The organism is Collinsella sp. LCP19S3_D3, assembly GCF_052121455.1.
GTDB lineage: Bacteria > Actinomycetota > Coriobacteriia > Coriobacteriales > Coriobacteriaceae > Collinsella.
This window is the reverse complement of record NZ_JBQKEF010000004.1, coordinates 69,760-87,135: the sequence shown is the minus strand read 5'-3', so window position 1 is coordinate 87,135 and position 17,376 is coordinate 69,760. Positions and strand designations below refer to the sequence as shown.

Sequence of the window (17,376 nt, the reverse complement as noted above, 5' to 3'; positions counted from 1 at the left end):
TGATTTCCTCATCAACTATTCTTCTGAAGGGCTGGCATCGATGCCGGACTCGGCCTTTGGCATTCGGCTATATTCACGCCCCCACGCAAGGCGCACCTTATCTGCTGTATAGGGGCTTTGCAGCTTGTATAGCTGTGCTGCAAAACGCGCGTAATCAACGGGAATCTCGGCAGCTCGCAGCTGTTGCACAAGCTGCCTTGCATAGTGAAGCGTCTCTTCCATGCAATCGGCCGTTATAAAAGCCCTAAACCTTCGAGGCATTTCACCCTCTTCGAGATTCGAGAAACGCTCTTTATGGCCGCTCACGAGTTGCCGCAGGGCCGCGCCAAACGAATGCTCACCACCAGGCACATACATTGCCTTGGTTTTGCCCTGTTGATGGACCGCATAGAGCGTGAGCGCGGCATGTACCGCCGTCTCGGCCCACGATGGTTCGGTGCCTCTCCCCACAAGCTCGGCAGGAAGGCCCTCGAACTCAAGCGGCCATGCATCTGCATTTGAGCCCATGGGCATAAGAAGCGCATGGCGCAATGTTGCCAGCTTTCGTGCTCCTCGTGGTTTTCCGCTGGCAGACAGATAGTCGTTTTGGATAGAGCATATGCGCCCGTGCACGAATGTGAGCATAAGCTGCTCTGACTTTTGCGCGCTGTTGTCCGTCATATCTAAACCTCCTTATCTCTTGGTTCGTCTTCTTCAAGAGGCAGATACTTTTTTAGGGCAGTGTCGAGCATCGCCTTGGCTCGCGGTGCCGTCATCCACCCGTTTATCTTGCCTGTTTTCATAGGAGCTCCAACGATTGCCTCTGGGCCAGCCTCGCGAAGAAGGGCCCTTGCGTTTACTTCGATAATCGCGCGGGCCGTGCAGTGCCACCGCATCCGCTCGGCTACCGCGTTGCTGCTCTCGTTAAGACCGGCGAGCCACTGGCGAAACGGCATATCAATCTCGAAGAAAGTACGCGTCTCCGCTTTCTCTTTCGCGCCCTTAAGCTCATCTGCCCCATTTCCACCAGACGCTACACAGAGGTTTGCGGCAAGGGTACCCAAGGCAAAAACCGCGTCCGACGTTGAAGAAGCAAGGCTTTTGGCAAGAGCAGCCAAGTCTTTCCCTTCGCTTGACAGGAGAAATGCACTCAGCTCAACCGTGTCATTGATGACATTGGAAACGACTGAGTTTTGTGTACCATATTCCATTCCAATCGCGTGGACTTGAATAAGCGCATTATCGAGCTGACATCCCGAATCTCTGCTCGCAAGATAGGAAACCCAACCTTTCAGCCCGGACCCAAGAACGGTTGAGTCCGCTTCTGGCGAACTGACGCCAAACACGGAATCGAGACCTCGCCAGAGGGCTCTTCTGGGCTGATGCGTCTTGGGCAGGTAAACGAGAGGCAATTTCAACTGTCTTTCCTGGTTCGGACTACGCCTCCATGCCGTCATGGGTTCACAGCCCTGACGGTTAATCTGCGCAAGCTTGTCGCCGTTCGTCAAAACCACGGCAACCACGTAGCCGCTCTCAGGAATCAAACGAACTCTTCGAGCTTGCCAAGTGTATAGATCAAGCCTACCAGTCGGAGCAAGGTCATCGACTCCGGCGGGCGCCGTCGACTTCTCCCAACAGGGCAAGTCATCGTCCGAAAACAGCTCGTTTATCTCATCGCCACACAGAATAGAATTAAGCAAGAGGGTTTCTTTAAGCGAAGGGCCCTCAAAACACAACCCTCCTAAACAGCCCGACCATCCGGTACCAATTGGATAGCTCTTCCCCTTCTTAACGCGTGCATCGCCAACCGTTCCGCTTTTAATGCCAGCAGTATCAAAAGCGTGAACGTGAATAAGCCAGCGCGCGGATTCCGAGAAAGTCAGACGATCCGCCCCCTCACCTGATCGAAGCGAAAAGAGCGTATCCCCATCCGGTATGTCAGCGATCACCTTTCTTATTTCAGAGAACTCGTTCTTTGCCGTATGCAGACCAGCGACCTGCATAAAAGGTTGTTCCTCGTCAAACAGATCGAAACGATGGTGCCACTCGTCGAGGTATTTGTGAATCTGGTCGATGGGCAGTTCGTGCGCACGCCATAGGCGCCCCCAAACCTCCGCTGGAACGTCGTCATCGTCGAGCATCGGAGAAATTGCCCTTTGCAGCACTGCCAGTAAAACGCGCAGAATCGCAAAATCCTGTGTGGGTAGATCGTTAGCCAAGCACTTGATGCTTGACGCTTGCTCAAATAGCTCGAGCAGTGATACCTCGCGCGTCGCCCCGCCCAAATCGCGAACGCAGATCCATGGTTCGTCCACGAGGTTAAAACTCACATTCTGGCTCATTGCGCATCTCCTTTCTTCCTCACTGTTTCAACAAGTTCAAGCCCGGCCTTACGCGAATAGTGCATGCGATAGATAGCATCTTTCGTTTCTATTACCGTATCTAGGTTTGAATCAAACGCCAAGACCAGTTGACCTTGAAGCCATCTTGACTCTTGCCATCTGAGCGCCTGAGATTTTGTCTCCAGGGCATCAATTACCTGCTCAGACGATAGCCAGAATGGCAGGCTCACGGTACAACTCGCCGCAAGGCGGGCAACCTCATCGTCAGGCGCTTCCCTTCCATCCCCTAAATAGCCCTGACACGGACGGCTCCCCTTTATGTCGGTGACCCAGGGAAGCAGCGTGAAACCGTCGTTGCCTACTTGGACCGCAATAACCTCAACCGTGTCACCAGAATCGCGAACGGCAGCGCGTGCTTTTGTCTCGTCTGCAAGCGAGAAGGTTTCATTCAGCCAGCCAATAAGACTTTGCGTCCCCTTCTGTGGCTTGCTCAGAAGCCAGGCATTTGCCTTGAGCTGCTTGTTCTCTTTTGTCTTCTCCAGCTCTTTTTCTGCGCTTTGCAAAGCATGAACCCATTCCGGTGCTGCGCCCGCATCGCATAACTCTTCCGCCGCAATGCTTCGTGAATACGTCCGCTCGACAAGGCCAGCAATATCGTGAGGCAGATTGACCATAGCCGTCCCTCCATCGGTACTCTTTGCCCTCAGCGAAAGCAAGCTGCGCAAAAGCATCGCAGGGTGATAGACCTTCTCTATACCCCCATTCACCTTAGGCGGAGCAGTCGCCCAGTCCTCGATGCCCGTGATAAAGCAACGTGCTTGCCTGAGCTTCTCCGGACGCTGTCCCTGATTTTCCCCGCGTTCATGGCGGTGTAGGCGTCCCATTCGCTGCAGCAAAAGGTCGATAGGGGCTACATCGGTGATCATTACGTCGAAATCAATGTCGAGGGATTGCTCGATCACCTGCGTACCCACTACGATGAGTTTACTGGGCCTGTCGGCAGAGTCGGGACCAAGCAGTCGCAGCAGTTCCGCATCATTTTCCATTCGGTCGACGGCAATAAAGCGCGAATGGACGAGCTTTACGCACGAATCGCCAAAGGCAGTCTTCAACTGCTCGTAGGAGCTTTGGGCACGGGAAACCGTGTCTCGCAACACGCATGCGCAACCACCATCGGACAATAAGTCCTCCAATTGTGCAACCAGCGCAGCATCGTCGTCTTCCAATCGTTCGACAATAACGTTTGTTCCGATCGAAGGGTCATCGCATGCTCGGTACATGCTATCGTCCAGCGCTCCATTTCGGGTTGCCGTTGTAACGAGCGGGTACGACGGCAACCCTGATGCTTTACGAGGAGCTTCCGGAATATCTTTCCGCTTTGATGCGCGACGAGTGGATTTTCTATCCCTACCCCGATAGGCGTGGATGAGCTCGTTGCGGCGCTCAGCGGGAAGCGTTGCCGAAAGCAGTATGGTCGGCACGCCGTAAGCGCCAAGCCACGTGAGCACACGGTCAAGATAGACATTCATATAGGCATCGTAAGCATGAACCTCATCGATTATGACAACCTTGCCGGCAAGGCCCAAGTGCCTAAGCTGCACATGGCGCGCCTTAAGCGCCGCCATAAGCAGCTGGTCGACCGTGCCCACAACAAATGACGACAGAAGACCACGCTTCCTTCCGCCAAACCACTGGTGCGCTGTCACATCTTCCTCAACGCTCTTTTTCGCGTCGTCCCCCATCCAAGTGCGTCCCCAACTTCGCAGGCTGTCGTAGTCCGGGTTCAAAGCCGCCTTGCTATGCAAAAGTTGCATCGACTGCGTACTGCGGCCCCGCGAATCGGGAACGCACTCGAGCCAATCTTTAACGCGCTTGAACATCGCGTTGGAAGTTGCCATTGTCGGTAGAAGATAGGCGATTCCCCCTGCCCCGGTTTTCGGAGCCATAATCTCTGAGCACATCAGTGCGGCCTCTGTTTTGCCGTTGCCCATGGGCGCTTCGATAATGAGTAGCCCTGCGCCGTCCATGTCGGATGCCGCCTGCATCGCCTGCTCCTGCGCTGGACGCAAGCTCACATCCTCAGGAAGACCAATAAAGCGGTGATGAAACAGCTCTTGTCCCTCTTCCTTTACCGGCATCGCCTGCCACGCCGGGGGCAGCGCCAGCGAAGCCCATGCGGCATCGGTGCGCTTGATAAATTCGTCATAAGAGCCGATGCAAGAGTCAAGAGGGAACAGATCTGAATTTGAGGCAATCCAATCGGCAACGATAACCAGCGCAGAGACAAGTGCTTGTTCTGGTTGAGGAACAGGTGACGAGCTAAAGACACTCTCGAACTTCGCCATCCCCGACTCCTCAAACATCCAGTCAAGAAGCTCCTCTTGGACGGCACGCCAATCGTCATCACCCAAGTTCTCGTTGGGAAAATTACGCGATGCGCTCGTTATGCCGTCGAGCACGCTATCGGACGAAGGCGTGGTTCCATGATGCGCTCCCAGAATGCACCCGAATGTCCACGAGCAGTCCCAACCGCGTCCATCGAGCCAATCTTCGAGGATCACCTCACTCATGAAGGCATGCGATGGAGGGTGGTTCATCATGCGGGGGCTCGGAACCTGAAGCCCCGCTTGTTCAACAAGTTCTGCCCGCTCCGAGACCTTGTACTGGAAGCCTGGCGTCGCCTTGCCAATGTCGTGGATACCAGCAAGCCAGGTAACGAGTGCCGCCGTTGCAGAGTCGTCACAGCCAAATGCGTTCACGATTTGGTACTTGACAGATTCCGGCAGCCATTCGTTCCAAAGCTTGCGCGCAACACCCGCAGAATCAACCATATGAACATAAAGAGGCGACCACAGGTTACGCTCTTCCGCGCCGCCGGTTTTTGCCCATAGTGCACGGGCACGTGAGCTTATGGGAATAGAGTCCATCATGGTCTTTTGCATTACTCTCCCATCCGCTTCTTCCTAGAACCCGAGAGGCTGGAAACGCCTTACGATTAGACTACTACCGCATACGGACATTTTTTAATAGCTATCGGCAGACGTAATGTTGCTCAACGTTCGTGCTATGAGCGTGAGCGTTTAATGGAGTGCCTGCGGGTCCTGTCGCCGCACAAAAACGGGGCAGCCCGCACTCCTGCGAGCCGCCCTGCACCCCCGGTCATCACGTTACAGCGCCAACCGGCACTACTCCCCTACTTCCCAAATAGCGCACCCAGCAGGCCGCGGCGTTTGGACTTCTCCTCTCGGTAGGAGCCCTCGACTGCCGCTGCCACCTGACGCGGTTGCCCGCCGCCTCCATGGCGCACGATCTGGTACAGAAACGGCGATTTAACGTATTTGACCTCGATGGGCGTGGCGTGCACGGTGCTTTCGCTCGACAGCATCACGTTGGGATTGAGCGGTGCCACCACATGTGTCTCGCGCTTGTCGCTAAACACTACCGCGGCCGCGCGGCCCGTCTGGCCGTTTACGGCAATGCGCACCTGCTCGCCTTCGCGGCTGTCCGTCGCCGGACGATCGACAAAGTAGACCGGCACCATCACCAGACCATCCTTGTGTTTGCGGGCCTTGCGCGCCCACGTGCGGATACTCTTTTTATTGAGCCCCAGCACCGCCTCGGCATCGTTGCCGGCAACGTCGAGCGCCAGCTTATCAATGACCACCTGGTCCTTGGTAGACGCATCGACGGAAACAACGCGAAAGTCACCTTCCTGCATGGCAGGATCGAACGGCCCCACCTTGCCAAAGTCCCACGGCTCCAAAATGCCCATAAGACGAACGTCCAGGTAGTTTGCCCGCGGATATGCCCAGTCGAGCACCTCGTAGTACACCAAGGTCTCCTTGCTCAGCCCCTTGCCCGGGAAGGACGCCATCATGCGCAAATCCGCGAGCGCCATGGGAAAGTAGAAGAGCATCATGTCGTTTTGGATCGCGTCTTCTACATCGTGACCGGCAAAGGCTTCCGCATACTGGTGCACCAGCTGCAGCGCGTTGGCACGTGCCTGCTGCGGCGAGATTTCGCAGGGAATACCCTGCTCGGGTACATACTCCGCACCAACGCCCATGGTCAGGCGCTTGCTAAAGGTACCGGGCTTGAGTAGGTCTGCAACGCCGATCTTATTGCCGCAGGACGGGCATTCAAACACGCGCTGGGTCGACTCGCCTTCGAAGGATGCGCCACAGAAGGGGCACGGGATGCTCACATGCGCGGCCTCCTGGAACTCCTGCGCCGTGCCGCGGTCCTCCCACAGTAGATGCTCCAGAACCGACTGGTTGCGCCAGTGCGCATGAAAGAAATACCAGTCGGGGTCCACCGGGCGCTCGAGCTGCGACACATGGGTGAGCTTAAGCAACCCATCGACAACCGTCAGCGGCGCATGGCGAATGCCCAGGGCGCTCTTGGGCTCCCCCGCATCGGCCTGCCACGGAACGACTGTGCCGCAATAGGCACACTCAAAGCTGCGTTGAGCCTGGTGTGAGTACATGGGGCCGCCGCAGTTTTGGCATTTGATGGCAAACATCTCGTCCATGGATACGTCCTCCTTTACGCAGGGGCTGTCGACATTAAGTATGTCGGGCAGGCAGGCACAAGCCCATACCCATGTGGCCCAAAATGGAACACCCGATCGGACAAGAAGCCCCGCTCGTTAGCTCCAGCAGACCATTGCTGCATTTTCTGAGCATCGGCGCACGGCGCGCCTATGCGAGCTACACTATCCCCTTAAACGAGGATGCGAGGAGGTACGCCATGCTATTTGTAAATCGGCTGGTACATACACTTGTTCCTGGCAGCGAGGGCGAGCCGGTCGATGCATCATGTCGCACTAACGCGGGCTTTGCCGCAAGCCTCATCTGCATTGGCCTCAACATTACCCTGTGCCTGGCCAAGGGCATCGCGGGTCTGCTCGCCGGCTCTGTCTCGCTTGTCGCCGATGCCTTTAACAACCTCTCCGACGCCTCGAGCAACATTGTGAGCTTGCTCGGGTTCCGCCTTGCCAGCCGCCCGGCAGACGAAGGCCACCCCTATGGCCACGGCCGTTACGAATATCTCGCCGGCTTGTTTGTCGCCGTCCTCGTTTGTGCCGTCGGCATCAACCTGGTGCTCGAGTCCATTACCAAGATCATCAAGCCCTCCCCCACCGCCTACACGCTGGTCTCCCTAGCCGCCCTCGTCTTGTCCATGCTCGTCAAATTATGGATGGCTGCATTCAACCGCGCGCTGGGCGACCGCATCGACTCGGAGACGCTCATCGCCACGGCGCAGGACTCCAAAAACGACGTCATCGCCTCGGGCTCGGTCTTGGCGGCGGCGCTTATTTCGCAGACGACCGGCTTTGACCTCGATGGCTGGGCAGGCCTGGGTGTGGGCATCTTCATCTGCATCAGCGGCATGGGCCTGGTGCGCGACGCCATCAGCCCGCTGTTGGGACAAGCGCCCGACCCCAAGCTCGTCCAGGAAATCCGCGACAGGATCATGTCGTACCCCCAGGTCTTGGGCACACACGACCTCATGGTGCACGACTACGGCCCCGGCCGTCAGTTTGCCAGCGCACACGTGGAAATGCCCGGCGAGGGCGATGCCTTTGAGCACCACGAGATCCTGGACACCATCGAACACGATATTAAACGCCAGATGGGCATCGACATCACGCTGCACTGCGACCCCATCGCCACCACCGGCGACGACCTGCGCAGCTGGGTCAAGCGTGGCGTCATGCAGATCGATCCCGCGCTCTCCATCCATGACCTGCACGAGCACGATGGCTTTGTGTCATTTGACCTGGTGCGTCCCGACGGCTTTCGCATCTCCGACGACGAGCTGTTGGAGCGCGTAACGCATATCGTGCACGAGCGCAGGCCCGATGCATCATGCGTTGTCACGTTTGACTCGGGTTTTAGCTCGCCCGACCGTCCGGCCGAGCAGTTGTAGCCCCGCTCCGCTCGACCGCTAGTTTCCCTGCGCGCCCGAAATGCCATTTTGCAGGGCATCCCAGGCGTTCGTTGCCATATCACCCAGGTTCTGTGCAGTATCACCGAGGTTCTGGGCTGTGTCGCCCAGCTCTTGGGCCTTATCCCCAAGCTCCTGCGCCTTGTTGCTCAGGTCCTCCAGCGTGTTGGAGCTCGAGCTGTCCGTGGTGCCTTGATCACTGGACGCATTGCCCGACGAGCCGTCCTTGCGCGTGAGCTGAATCTCAAGGTTGCCGTTGTCGTTATAGTAGGCAGATGTGACGACCCAGTTGGCATCGACGACGGGCGTCGAGCCGTCGTCGGTCAGAATCACGGCATTCGAAAGGTCGGCCCCGCGCGACTTGAGGAGCTTCTTGGCGTTTGACCAGTACTGACCCGGGATATCGCTCAGGTCGACGGTGCCGGACTGGGCAGTCTCGGTCTGCTCGGCCGTGGTATCAGTCGTGGCGCCCCGCTTGTTGAGCATGCCCGACACGATGGCAAACACAACCGACAAGGCAAAGAAAATCGCCAGCACGATAAGAATCTTCTTGATCACGCTCGACGAACGCGAAGGCTTCTTCTCCTCGTCCTCGCCATACTGGGGGATGGACTTGGGATACTCACGATACGGCTCGCGCGCGTATCGGTCGTGCGACTCGTAGCGCGGCTGTGCCGTGCGCGGCATATACGTCGTCTGCTGGGGCTGCGGAATGGGATTTTGCGGCAGGTTGTTATAGGCATCTGCCGCCGCATTGCCATACGGGTCCGGCGTCGCGTTGCCATACGAGTCCTGCGGTGCATAATCAAACGGATCCCGTGGTGTATCGCCATAGCCCATAACTCGTGTGGGTTCGGCAGACATCTGTGTCGCATCGGGGACAGCATTGCCGGGATTCGGCACGATACGGGTCGTGTCGGCGCTACCGCCGGCCTGTGCGGAGCCATATCCGCTCATCACAGTCGTCTTGTCCTGGTCCATGCAACGTTTCCTTTCCGTCGCCCGTAAGCATCAAGATATCCATGCATTCTACCCGCGCAAAAGCCTATGATGGACAAAGCCCGCCGGTATCTACAAGACATGCGCGGCCGACAGTCACAAGCGAATCGAGGATATGTCATGGCAAAAAGCAAGCTCATCAAGGACACGACGCGTGCCGAGCGTGAGGAGATCATCAAGCTAGCGCTCGCGGGCTGCGGCAACGGCAGCTGCGACAACTGCGGAAGCTGCAGCTTGGGAGCCGGCGACCCGTACGGTACCTACCAGCCCTACATTGACGGCGAGATGGAAATCGCCGATATCAACATGATGGTCGCCGAGCGCAACGCCAAACTCTTCGGCCTCCAGCGCGGCTAACGACCTCTTCTTGGGCTGTGAACCATAAAATGCGCCCATCTACTACGTTTAACCCAAGGGTACCAACCATATCCATATTTGTGTTAACAAAACCGCAGGTAAACGTCTTGCCGCATTGTTAAAAAAACGATTCATGGTCGGTCCAACCCTGGCAAACGTAGTAGATGGGCGCTTTTCGTGGCGCGGCTGGCCCAGACAGCTTGTCTCGGAGCCAATTTGCATCAAAAAGTCCCCGGCGGCGCTGCGTTTTGCGTCACCGGGGACTGTTCAGTTCACTCCCTGTTGTTTTGCCCTACTCGTTGGGCACATGCGTGGCGCAAGGATACTCGGGCGTCACATCCTGGCCGTTGAAATAGCTCGAATCTTGTAGTACGCCGACCTCGTCACCTGTTCCGAACGATACGGAGGAATGTAGCTATCGGTGTAGGTACGCACGCAGGCGATATCGCCGTCAATCGAGACGATCTCGGCGGTATACATCATGGTCACGCGGCTGTCCTCGTCATCCATCGAGGCCTGCTTGCTCGCATCGAGCGTGTCCGCAACGAGCTGGACCATATCCTTGTTGAACTTGGCGACACCTATACCCTGGCCTTTTACCTGAGGATAGGTCCACGCAGCCGAAATCTGGCACGTGTCATCGGGGGACGGGTCCAGCGGGCCTTCGCCAACCGCAGCCGTAAAGTCGACATCCTGCGTAGCAGAGACGGCTTCGTAGCCCACCTGCGCACTGTCATCGTCCTTCGACTTCAGCTGCTCCAGCGTCGTGGCCACCGTTGCGATGTTGCTGGCTACGCTCTCCTCGGTGCTGGTAAGCACGGCGCTCAGCTCGGACACTTCACCTCATTGACCCAACAGCCACAAAATGATCCGTAATCCTTCCGTCCCCAAGGGATCAAAAAGCCCCACCGGGCCTTGGTAGGCGCGGCGGGGCGGGCAAGCGGCTATGGGCGGCAGGCTTAGAACAGGCCGGTGATGTTGCCGTCGTTGTCGACGTCGATGTTCTCGGCCGCGGGAACCTTGGGTAGGCCCGGCATGGTCAGAACGCTGCCGGTCAGCGCGACCACAAAGTGGGCGCCGGCGGAAACCTTGAGCTCGCGCACGGTGATGCGGAAGTTCTCGGGCGCGCCCAGAGCCTTGGCGTTATCGCTAAAGCTGTACTGGGTCTTGGCGACGCACACCGGCAGGTTACCAAAGCCGTTCTCGCGCAGCTCGGCGAGCTGGCGCTTGGCAGCCGGCGTAAAGTCGACGCCATCGGCGCGGTAGACCTTGGTGGCAACGGCCTCCAGGGCGTCGGCCACATCGGCACCGTCCTCGTAGGCAAACTTGAGCTCGCTCGGCTGCTCAATCAGGCGCATGACCTCATCAGCCAGGTCGAGCGCACCCTCGCCGCCCTTAGCCCAAACCTCGGACAGCTTAACGTTGACGCCGAGCTTCTGGCACTCGGACTCGATGAGCGCAAGTTCGGCCTCGGTGTCCGTCGGGAAGCGGTTGATGGCGACCACGCAGGGAAGACCATAGACGTTCTGGATGTTGTCGACGTGGCGCAGCAGGTTGGGCATACCGGCCTTAAGGGCCTCGAGGTTCTCGTCGTTGAGGTCGGCCTTGGCAACGCCGCCGTTGTACTTAAGCGCGCGGGCAGTGGCGACGACCACGACGGCGCTGGGACGAACGCCCGTCATGCGGCACTTGATGTCCAGGAACTTCTCGGCACCAAGGTCGGCGCCAAAGCCGGCCTCGGTAATCGCAACATCGCCAAAACGCATGGCCATGCGGGTGGCCATGATGGAGTTGCAGCCGTGGGCGATATTGGCGAAGGGGCCGCCGTGGACAAACGCGGGCGTGCCCTCGAGCGTCTGCACCAGGTTGGGCTTGAGCGCATCCTTAAGCAGCGCGGCCATGGCGCCCTGGGCCTTAAGGTCGCGGGCGCGGACGGGCTCGCCGGCATAGCTGTAGCCGACGACGATCTCGCCCAAGCGCTCCTTAAGATCGTTGATACTCGTGGACAGGCACAGGATTGCCATGACCTCGGAGGCAACGGTGATATCGAAGCCGTCCTCGCGCGGCACGCCCTGGGCCTTGCCGCCAATGCCATCGATAACATGGCGCAGTTGACGGTCGTTCATGTCGACGACACGCTTCCAGGTGATGCGCTTAACATCGATGCCGAGCTGGTTGCCCTGCTGAATATGGTTGTCGAGCATGGCTGCCAGCAGGTTGTTGGCGGCACCGATAGCATGGAAGTCACCGGTAAAGTGCAGGTTGATGTCCTCCATGGGGATGACCTGGGCCCAGCCGCCGCCGGCGGCACCGCCCTTGACGCCAAAGACGGGACCGAGCGAAGGCTCGCGCAGGGCAACGGCGCTCTTGACGCCGCGACGACGCAGACCGTCGGCCAGACCGATGGTCGTGGTGGTCTTGCCCTCGCCCGCAGGCGTGGGATTAATAGCGGTCACAAGGACAAGCTTGGCCTGGTGATCAGTTGGCTCGTTGAGCAGAGAATAGTCGACCTTTGCCTTGTCGAAGCCGTACGGAATCAGGTGCTTAACGTCGACGCCGGCGTTCTTGGCCACCTCGGTAATAGGCAGCGGCGTAACAGAACGTGCGATTTCGATGTCAGTAGGCATGGGCGGTCCTTTCGTTACCGGATGAGAAAAAGACCAATTCAGCATAGCACGGGCGCGCAATAGTAAAACACCCGTAACCGATGAACGGCGATATGTTTATCCAGTGCCCAGCGATAGCCTACAGACCAGCCAAAACAAACCCGCCCCTAAACGGTAGGTTCAATCCCCAGGTGTTCAAAGGTGCGAAGGGTCGCCTGACGGCCCTGCGGCGTGCGAATCATCAAGCCGCACTGCAACAGGTAGGGTTCGTAGACATCTTCGAGCGTACCCGGATCCTCGCCCACCGCGCTGGCAAGGGTCGTCAGGCCCACGGCACGGCCGGAGAACGTCTTGGCGAGCGTCTCCAAGATGCGAATGTCCATCCAGTCCAGACCAAGCTCATCAATCTCAAAGAACTCGAGCGCCTGACGGCAGATATCAAGCTCAATAGGACCGTTGCCGCGCACCTGGGCGTAATCGCGCACGCGCTTGAGCAAGCGGTTGGCAAGACGCGGCGTACCGCGCGAGCGCGAGCCGATCTCGAGCGCGCTCGGATGGTCTATTGTCACGCCCAAAATGGTTGCCGAGCGCGTCACGATCTGAGCAAGCTCCTCGACCGTGTAGTAGTCCAGGCGATACGAAATACCAAAACGGTCGCGCAGCGGGCCGGTCAGCATACCCGAGCGGGTCGTTGCCGCCACCAGCGTAAACTTGGGGATATCCAGGCGAATCGAGCGCGCCGCCGGACCTTTGCCAATCACGATATCGAGCGCAAAGTCCTCCATCGCGGGATACAGGACCTCCTCGACCGAACGATTGAGACGGTGGATCTCGTCGATAAACAGCACGTCACCCGGCTGTAAGTTGGTAAGGATGGCCGCCAGGTCGCCGGTGCGCGCGATGGCCGGGCCACTCGTCGTCTTAATCTGAGCGCCCAGCTCGTTGGCGATAACGGTGGCCAGCGTGGTCTTGCCCAGACCCGGAGGGCCCGAGAAGATCACGTGGTCGAGCGTCTCGCCACGGCTCTGCGCCGCCTCGATCAGCACGCGAAGGCTCTGCTTGATATGCTCCTGACCGCAATAGTCGTCCAGGCGCTGGGGACGCAGGGTACGGTCGACATCGAGGTCCTCGGGCGTCAGCTCCGAGCCCACCATGCGCTCACCGTGCGCCATGGATGCCGCCGGCGAGCTGCCGGGCGTCGCCCACAGGTCCTGAGAGTCATCGGCTTCCCACATCACGCATCCATTCCGAGTCGCTTAAGCGCCGCGCCGAGCAGATCCTCGACACGCATATCCTGCCCATCATACCCGCTCAGAGCGACATCGGCCTCCTGCGGGCTAAAGCCCATGGAAAGGAGTGCCGCGCGGGCATCATCGATGGCCGAGGGAGCGGCAGCAGGCACGGGCATCGCAACCTGTCCGGGAATCACGTCGACCGGCACAAAGCCCTTATCCTTGGCAAAGGTACTCTTGAGCTCCAGAATGAGGCGCTGAGCTGTCTTTTTACCCACACCGGGTACCTTGGCCATGCCCTTGTCGTCCTCGGCCATCACCAGCGAATACAGCTGCCCCACGGTATAGGTGGAAAGCACGGCGAGCGCCAAGCGCGGGCCAACGCCCGAGACGGACACGAGCCGGTCGAACATCGTGCGCTCGTCCTTGGAGGCAAAACCAAAGAGCGTCATGGCGTCCTCACGCACCTGCATGCGCGTGTAGAGGCGGACCTCGCCGCCGGGCGTCGGCAACGTGGCCGCAGTGCTGCCCGAGATGCCGAGCTCAAAGCCCACGCCCGACACATCGACGACAGCAGAGCTCATCGTGGCCTCGACAAGCGTTCCGTGGAGCTGGGAGATCATCAGTATCCGGTTCCTCTCTGTTGATAGAACTCGCCGCCGGTAAGCGCTCGGGTGCGGCTGAGGTTAACGTGGCAGATGGCGCAGGCCAGGGCATCGGCGGCATGGTCGGGGTGCGGGTCGTGATCAAGCTGCGTGAGCGTACGAACCATATACGCGACCTGTCGCTTATCTGCGGCGCCGGTGCCCACAACAGCCTGCTTGATCTGCATGGGCGTGTATTCGCCAATCTCGAGCGCGCACTCCGAAAGCGCCACAAGCGCAGCGCCGCGGGCATGCGCCGTGGGGATGGCCGAACGAACGTTGGCGCCAAAGTAGATGCTCTCGATAGCAGCGGTATCGGGACGATAGCGTTCGACAACGCCCTTGAGGTCGCGGGCGATATGCGACAGGCGCACCGCGAGCGGACTTCCAGCACTGGTCTCGATGCAGCCATAGGCACGACAGCGAACCTCGCCACGTCGCTCCTCGATAATCCCCCACCCCGTATGGGCCAAACCAGGGTCGATACCCAAGATAACCAAGCCAACCTCCCCTCGTCACAAGCGCAGCGCAAGGCAAGGCCCCACGCACTATTCACGAACGTCTGTTCTAGAATAACACAACGGGGCCAAGATGCTTAGTTAAAGCATCGGGGTTGGGAGCGAATCCTATCCCCAGTTTAGTTCTGCGAGAAAAAAGGAAACTGACGGGGATCCACCGGCGGATGTGGCATCGGCGTACCCTGGGGACCGCCCTGCGGTCCGCCCTGGCCGCCCATCATCCTTTCGATGGCGTCCTGGACCTCGCCCTCGAACTTTTTCATTCCCTCGTGCAAACGACGCTGACCGTCCTCAGAGCGCAGCTCCTCCATCTGCTCGGGCGAAATACCCAACAGCTCACCCAACAGACCCATCATCTCACCGCGCATGCGATCGCCCGTATCGCTATCGGCAAAGCGGCGCACTTCGGCGTGCGCCAGTGAACCAACCGTCATGCGCTCCTTGCCGTTGAGCCCCAAATCGGACCATGCAAGCATGTACGGCCAAGCGCGCTCGGCAAACGAACGGGCCGAAACGATCGGCGCCGTCGGCAACATGCGACGGGCAGCCTCACCCTGTCGAACGAGCATCAGCAGCAGCGAGCAGGCCTCAGGCTTGCCAGCGGCCATCGGGATGTCGTCGAAAGATCGATTGCGGTCCACGTGCGCCTCGAGCGCGCCATCGACCTCACCAGGCTCAAGCCCGCCGAGCAGCTGTGCCGCGCGGTCGAGCATATCGACCGGACCGTCGAGCGTCGAGAGCGCCTGCGCCAGCACTCGCTCCATACAATCTTCCACCGCGTTGAGCGTCACGAGCTCTTGGGGCACCACGGCAGACGTGCGGTTGCGTACGCGCGCCACAAACTCAAGCGTCGACAGGTACACATCGCCAAAGGGCGCAAAGTCGCCCTGGTAGCCGCCGGACAGTGCGGGTGCCGCTAGCGCGTACTCGGTCTTGGAGAGCGGGCTCAACGCCATGGCGCCCAGCTCGAGCGCCGTATCCTCCAACATCAGGCCCAGCGCACGCGAGCGCAGACGCTCGGCATCGCCTGCCGACACGTCGCGATCGAGCACACGCGCCGCATCCGGTGCATCGCGCTCGACGGTGCGAATGTGCAGGCGCTCGGCAATCGCGCGGACGGCGGCACAGCGGGCAGCCTCGGCCTCTTCCTGAGCCGGCGTAAAGATACGGTTGCGCCCCAGCACAAGGCCAATCACATTACGCGGGCCCAGAGCGTCAACGGCAAGTGCCGCCAGCAGGGACGATGGCAAGTCACCCTCGAGTGCCACCACAGCACGCGACGCGCCGCGAGCGCGGGCATTGTCGCGCACGGCGAGCACCAGCGCCTGCCACAGCCACGCCTCGGAACGAAACTCGGGCAGTTCGTGATCTTCCAGGGCATCGAGCATCACGCCGCGCTGAATCTCCTGAACCAGCAGGCTCTCCTCAAAACACGGCGCCTGGGCCACCACGCGACCGCAGTCGTCGAGCACAAACGAACCGCCGGTATATACCGACTCGTCGTACGCACCGACCGGCGCCATGCAGGCAAACCACACGCTGCGCTTAGATGCGATCTTGCGGTAGGCACCGCTGCGAACGGCGGCGATGGCGGCAGTCTCGCGGTCGGTCATGTCAAACGCGTTGAATTGGAAATACGCAATGAGGTCAACACCGGTCGGCAACATCTCGAGTTCGCGGTCCAAGTCAAAAATCACGGCGATGCGCACGCCGTCCACGTCGAACACCGGCGGCGCCCAACGCGTGTCGTTGTTCTCGCCACGCTGCAGGGCAATGCTCGATCGCGCCGGCACCACATGACCGTCCTTGAGCATCATGTAGTCGAGCAGTGGCTGGCCCTCAAACGAAACCGCCGCGGGCACGATGCAGATCATATCGAGCTCTTGGATACGCTCGGCAACACCGGTCAGGCCTGTCAGCATGTCGTGCTCAAAGTCGGCAGTACCCATCAGGCCGCCGGGCAGAGCACCCATAAAGAGCGGTGCCGGGACGCACAGCACGCGCGCCCCGCGCTCGTGGGCCAGACGAGCCTGGTCCTCGATGCGACCGCAAATGCCCTCAATATCACCCAGGCGCATATCGATCTGTGCAAGCGCGAGCTTCATGGCCCAGCCCTTTCCGTCGTAAACCATCGAAACCGTAGTAAAAGCGCCGGCCGCATAATGCAGCCGGCGCTTGCATGTGCATATGCTAGCTATGATACCCCGAGCGGGGGCGCGCTCCTAGAACGTCGCGGACCACAGCCCATGCAGGTTGCAGTAGGCATAGACGGTACCGGTCTTGGAGCCGCCAGCGAAAAACGTCGCGGGCTTCATGCCGGGCTCAAGGTAATGGACCTCCAGGCGGCCCTCGGCCTCAAGCGCGATCCACTCGATGTAGTGCTCGGGCAGCATGGGGTGCTCCGTCGAGCCCACGCGCGCACGAATGACGTGGCCGTCGCGCTCGATCTCGACAACAGGCACGTGCTTCTCGTGCGCCGCATCCTCGGTGTTTGCCGTCAGCTCCGTGCAGCCGGCAGGGGTCGCAACGTCGTCGCCAAGAGCGGCAACGAGCTTGCCGTCGGAGTCTTTAAAGAATTTCGCCATGATGTTCTCCTTTGCTGATGTGCCAATGTTCTCGTTAGTTCTTATGCCCAAAGAGCGCCGAACCATCCATGGCATTGCAAATGAACACATAACGGGTGAGGCAAGCGGTCGGGCTAAGACGAACCGGCGACCTGGCCCAGCCCGGCGGCCCCATCCCGCGCGCAG

At 59.5% G+C, this 17,376-nt stretch carries 14 protein-coding genes; 2 read left to right on the top strand and 12 right to left on the bottom strand.

Features of this window, described 5'->3' with window-relative positions:
- Nucleotides 1-15: 15 nt before the first annotated feature.
- The 4 genes from casB to ACTQXM_RS02725 form a co-directional block, all read right to left on the bottom strand.
- Nucleotides 16-660 (bottom strand): type I-E CRISPR-associated protein Cse2/CasB, encoded by a 645-nt coding sequence (gene casB / locus ACTQXM_RS02740; RefSeq protein ID WP_441537127.1) that lies wholly within the window; start codon nt 658-660, stop codon nt 16-18.
- Between the two features lie 2 nt (nt 661-662).
- Nucleotides 663-2,321 (bottom strand): type I-E CRISPR-associated protein Cse1/CasA, encoded by a 1,659-nt coding sequence (gene casA, locus ACTQXM_RS02735; RefSeq protein ID WP_441537128.1) that lies wholly within the window; start codon nt 2,319-2,321, stop codon nt 663-665.
- Complete coding sequence (gene cas3 / locus ACTQXM_RS02730; protein WP_441537129.1) at nt 2,318-5,263, bottom strand: CRISPR-associated helicase Cas3'; 2,946 nt, start codon at nt 5,261-5,263, stop codon at nt 2,318-2,320. Before cas3 ends, casA begins: the two co-directional genes overlap by 4 nt.
- A 251-nt stretch (nt 5,264-5,514) precedes the next feature.
- The gene (locus ACTQXM_RS02725; protein ID WP_441537130.1) at nt 5,515-6,852 is read right to left on the bottom strand and encodes a hypothetical protein; all 1,338 of its coding nucleotides are present in this window, start codon (nt 6,850-6,852) and stop codon (nt 5,515-5,517) included.
- Between the two features lie 218 nt (nt 6,853-7,070).
- Between ACTQXM_RS02725 and ACTQXM_RS02720 the strand changes: the two genes are divergently transcribed.
- Complete coding sequence (locus ACTQXM_RS02720; protein WP_441537131.1) at nt 7,071-8,252, top strand: cation diffusion facilitator family transporter; 1,182 nt, start codon at nt 7,071-7,073, stop codon at nt 8,250-8,252.
- Between the two features lie 18 nt (nt 8,253-8,270).
- Here the strand turns inward: ACTQXM_RS02720 and ACTQXM_RS02715 are convergent, their stop codons facing one another.
- Nucleotides 8,271-9,251, bottom strand: a complete 981-nt coding sequence (locus tag ACTQXM_RS02715) for a hypothetical protein (RefSeq protein WP_441537132.1) — start codon at nt 9,249-9,251, stop codon at nt 8,271-8,273.
- A gap of 138 nt (nt 9,252-9,389) precedes the next feature.
- On the opposite strand from ACTQXM_RS02715, the gene ACTQXM_RS02710 reads away from it, so the two are divergent.
- Nucleotides 9,390-9,626 carry a hypothetical protein gene (locus ACTQXM_RS02710; protein ID WP_035137347.1) on the top strand — a complete coding sequence of 79 codons (237 nt, stop codon included), beginning with the start codon at nt 9,390-9,392 and terminating at the stop codon, nt 9,624-9,626.
- Nucleotides 9,627-9,959: 333 nt separating this feature from the next.
- On the opposite strand, the gene ACTQXM_RS02705 is transcribed toward ACTQXM_RS02710, so the two are convergent.
- From ACTQXM_RS02705 to ACTQXM_RS02675, 7 genes are all read right to left on the bottom strand, one after another.
- Nucleotides 9,960-10,463, bottom strand: a complete 504-nt coding sequence (locus ACTQXM_RS02705; RefSeq protein ID WP_441537133.1) for a hypothetical protein — start codon at nt 10,461-10,463, stop codon at nt 9,960-9,962.
- 122 nt (nt 10,464-10,585) lie between these two features.
- The gene (locus ACTQXM_RS02700) at nt 10,586-12,253 is read right to left on the bottom strand and encodes a formate--tetrahydrofolate ligase (RefSeq protein ID WP_427717820.1); all 1,668 of its coding nucleotides are present in this window, start codon (nt 12,251-12,253) and stop codon (nt 10,586-10,588) included.
- A 146-nt stretch (nt 12,254-12,399) separates the two neighbouring features.
- Entirely contained in the window at nt 12,400-13,467 is a 1,068-nt protein-coding gene (gene ruvB, locus ACTQXM_RS02695) for a Holliday junction branch migration DNA helicase RuvB (RefSeq protein WP_128620210.1), read from the bottom strand.
- Nucleotides 13,467-14,087 carry a Holliday junction branch migration protein RuvA gene (ruvA, locus tag ACTQXM_RS02690; RefSeq protein ID WP_427793317.1) on the bottom strand — a complete coding sequence of 207 codons (621 nt, stop codon included), beginning with the start codon at nt 14,085-14,087 and terminating at the stop codon, nt 13,467-13,469. Before ruvA ends, ruvB begins: the two co-directional genes overlap by 1 nt.
- Nucleotides 14,087-14,608 (bottom strand): crossover junction endodeoxyribonuclease RuvC, encoded by a 522-nt coding sequence (gene ruvC, locus ACTQXM_RS02685; RefSeq protein WP_035137351.1) that lies wholly within the window; start codon nt 14,606-14,608, stop codon nt 14,087-14,089. Before ruvC ends, ruvA begins: the two co-directional genes overlap by 1 nt.
- A 137-nt stretch (nt 14,609-14,745) precedes the next feature.
- A complete protein-coding gene (locus ACTQXM_RS02680) occupies nt 14,746-16,731 on the bottom strand; it encodes a hypothetical protein (RefSeq protein ID WP_441537134.1) in 1,986 nt (661 codons plus the stop codon).
- A gap of 117 nt (nt 16,732-16,848) precedes the next feature.
- Complete coding sequence (locus tag ACTQXM_RS02675) at nt 16,849-17,211, bottom strand: desulfoferrodoxin family protein (RefSeq protein ID WP_154515902.1); 363 nt, start codon at nt 17,209-17,211, stop codon at nt 16,849-16,851.
- Nucleotides 17,212-17,376 lie beyond the last annotated feature (165 nt).

Coding starts and splice junctions, on each gene's coding strand:
- ACTQXM_RS02675 (WP_154515902.1), bottom strand. CDS start 17,211: ATGGCGAAATTCTTTAAAGACTCCGACGGCAAGCTCGTTGCCGCTCTT.
- cas3 (WP_441537129.1), bottom strand. CDS start 5,263: ATGCAAAAGACCATGATGGACTCTATTCCCATAAGCTCACGTGCCCGT.
- ACTQXM_RS02680 (WP_441537134.1), bottom strand. CDS start 16,731: ATGAAGCTCGCGCTTGCACAGATCGATATGCGCCTGGGTGATATTGAG.
- ACTQXM_RS02700 (WP_427717820.1), bottom strand. CDS start 12,253: ATGCCTACTGACATCGAAATCGCACGTTCTGTTACGCCGCTGCCTATT.
- ACTQXM_RS02715 (WP_441537132.1), bottom strand. CDS start 9,251: ATGGACCAGGACAAGACGACTGTGATGAGCGGATATGGCTCCGCACAG.
- ruvA (WP_427793317.1), bottom strand. CDS start 14,087: ATGATCTCCCAGCTCCACGGAACGCTTGTCGAGGCCACGATGAGCTCT.
- casA (WP_441537128.1), bottom strand. CDS start 2,321: ATGAGCCAGAATGTGAGTTTTAACCTCGTGGACGAACCATGGATCTGC.
- casB (WP_441537127.1), bottom strand. CDS start 660: ATGACGGACAACAGCGCGCAAAAGTCAGAGCAGCTTATGCTCACATTC.
- ruvB (WP_128620210.1), bottom strand. CDS start 13,467: ATGTGGGAAGCCGATGACTCTCAGGACCTGTGGGCGACGCCCGGCAGC.
- ACTQXM_RS02720 (WP_441537131.1), top strand. CDS start 7,071: ATGCTATTTGTAAATCGGCTGGTACATACACTTGTTCCTGGCAGCGAG.
- ACTQXM_RS02725 (WP_441537130.1), bottom strand. CDS start 6,852: ATGGACGAGATGTTTGCCATCAAATGCCAAAACTGCGGCGGCCCCATG.
- ACTQXM_RS02710 (WP_035137347.1), top strand. CDS start 9,390: ATGGCAAAAAGCAAGCTCATCAAGGACACGACGCGTGCCGAGCGTGAG.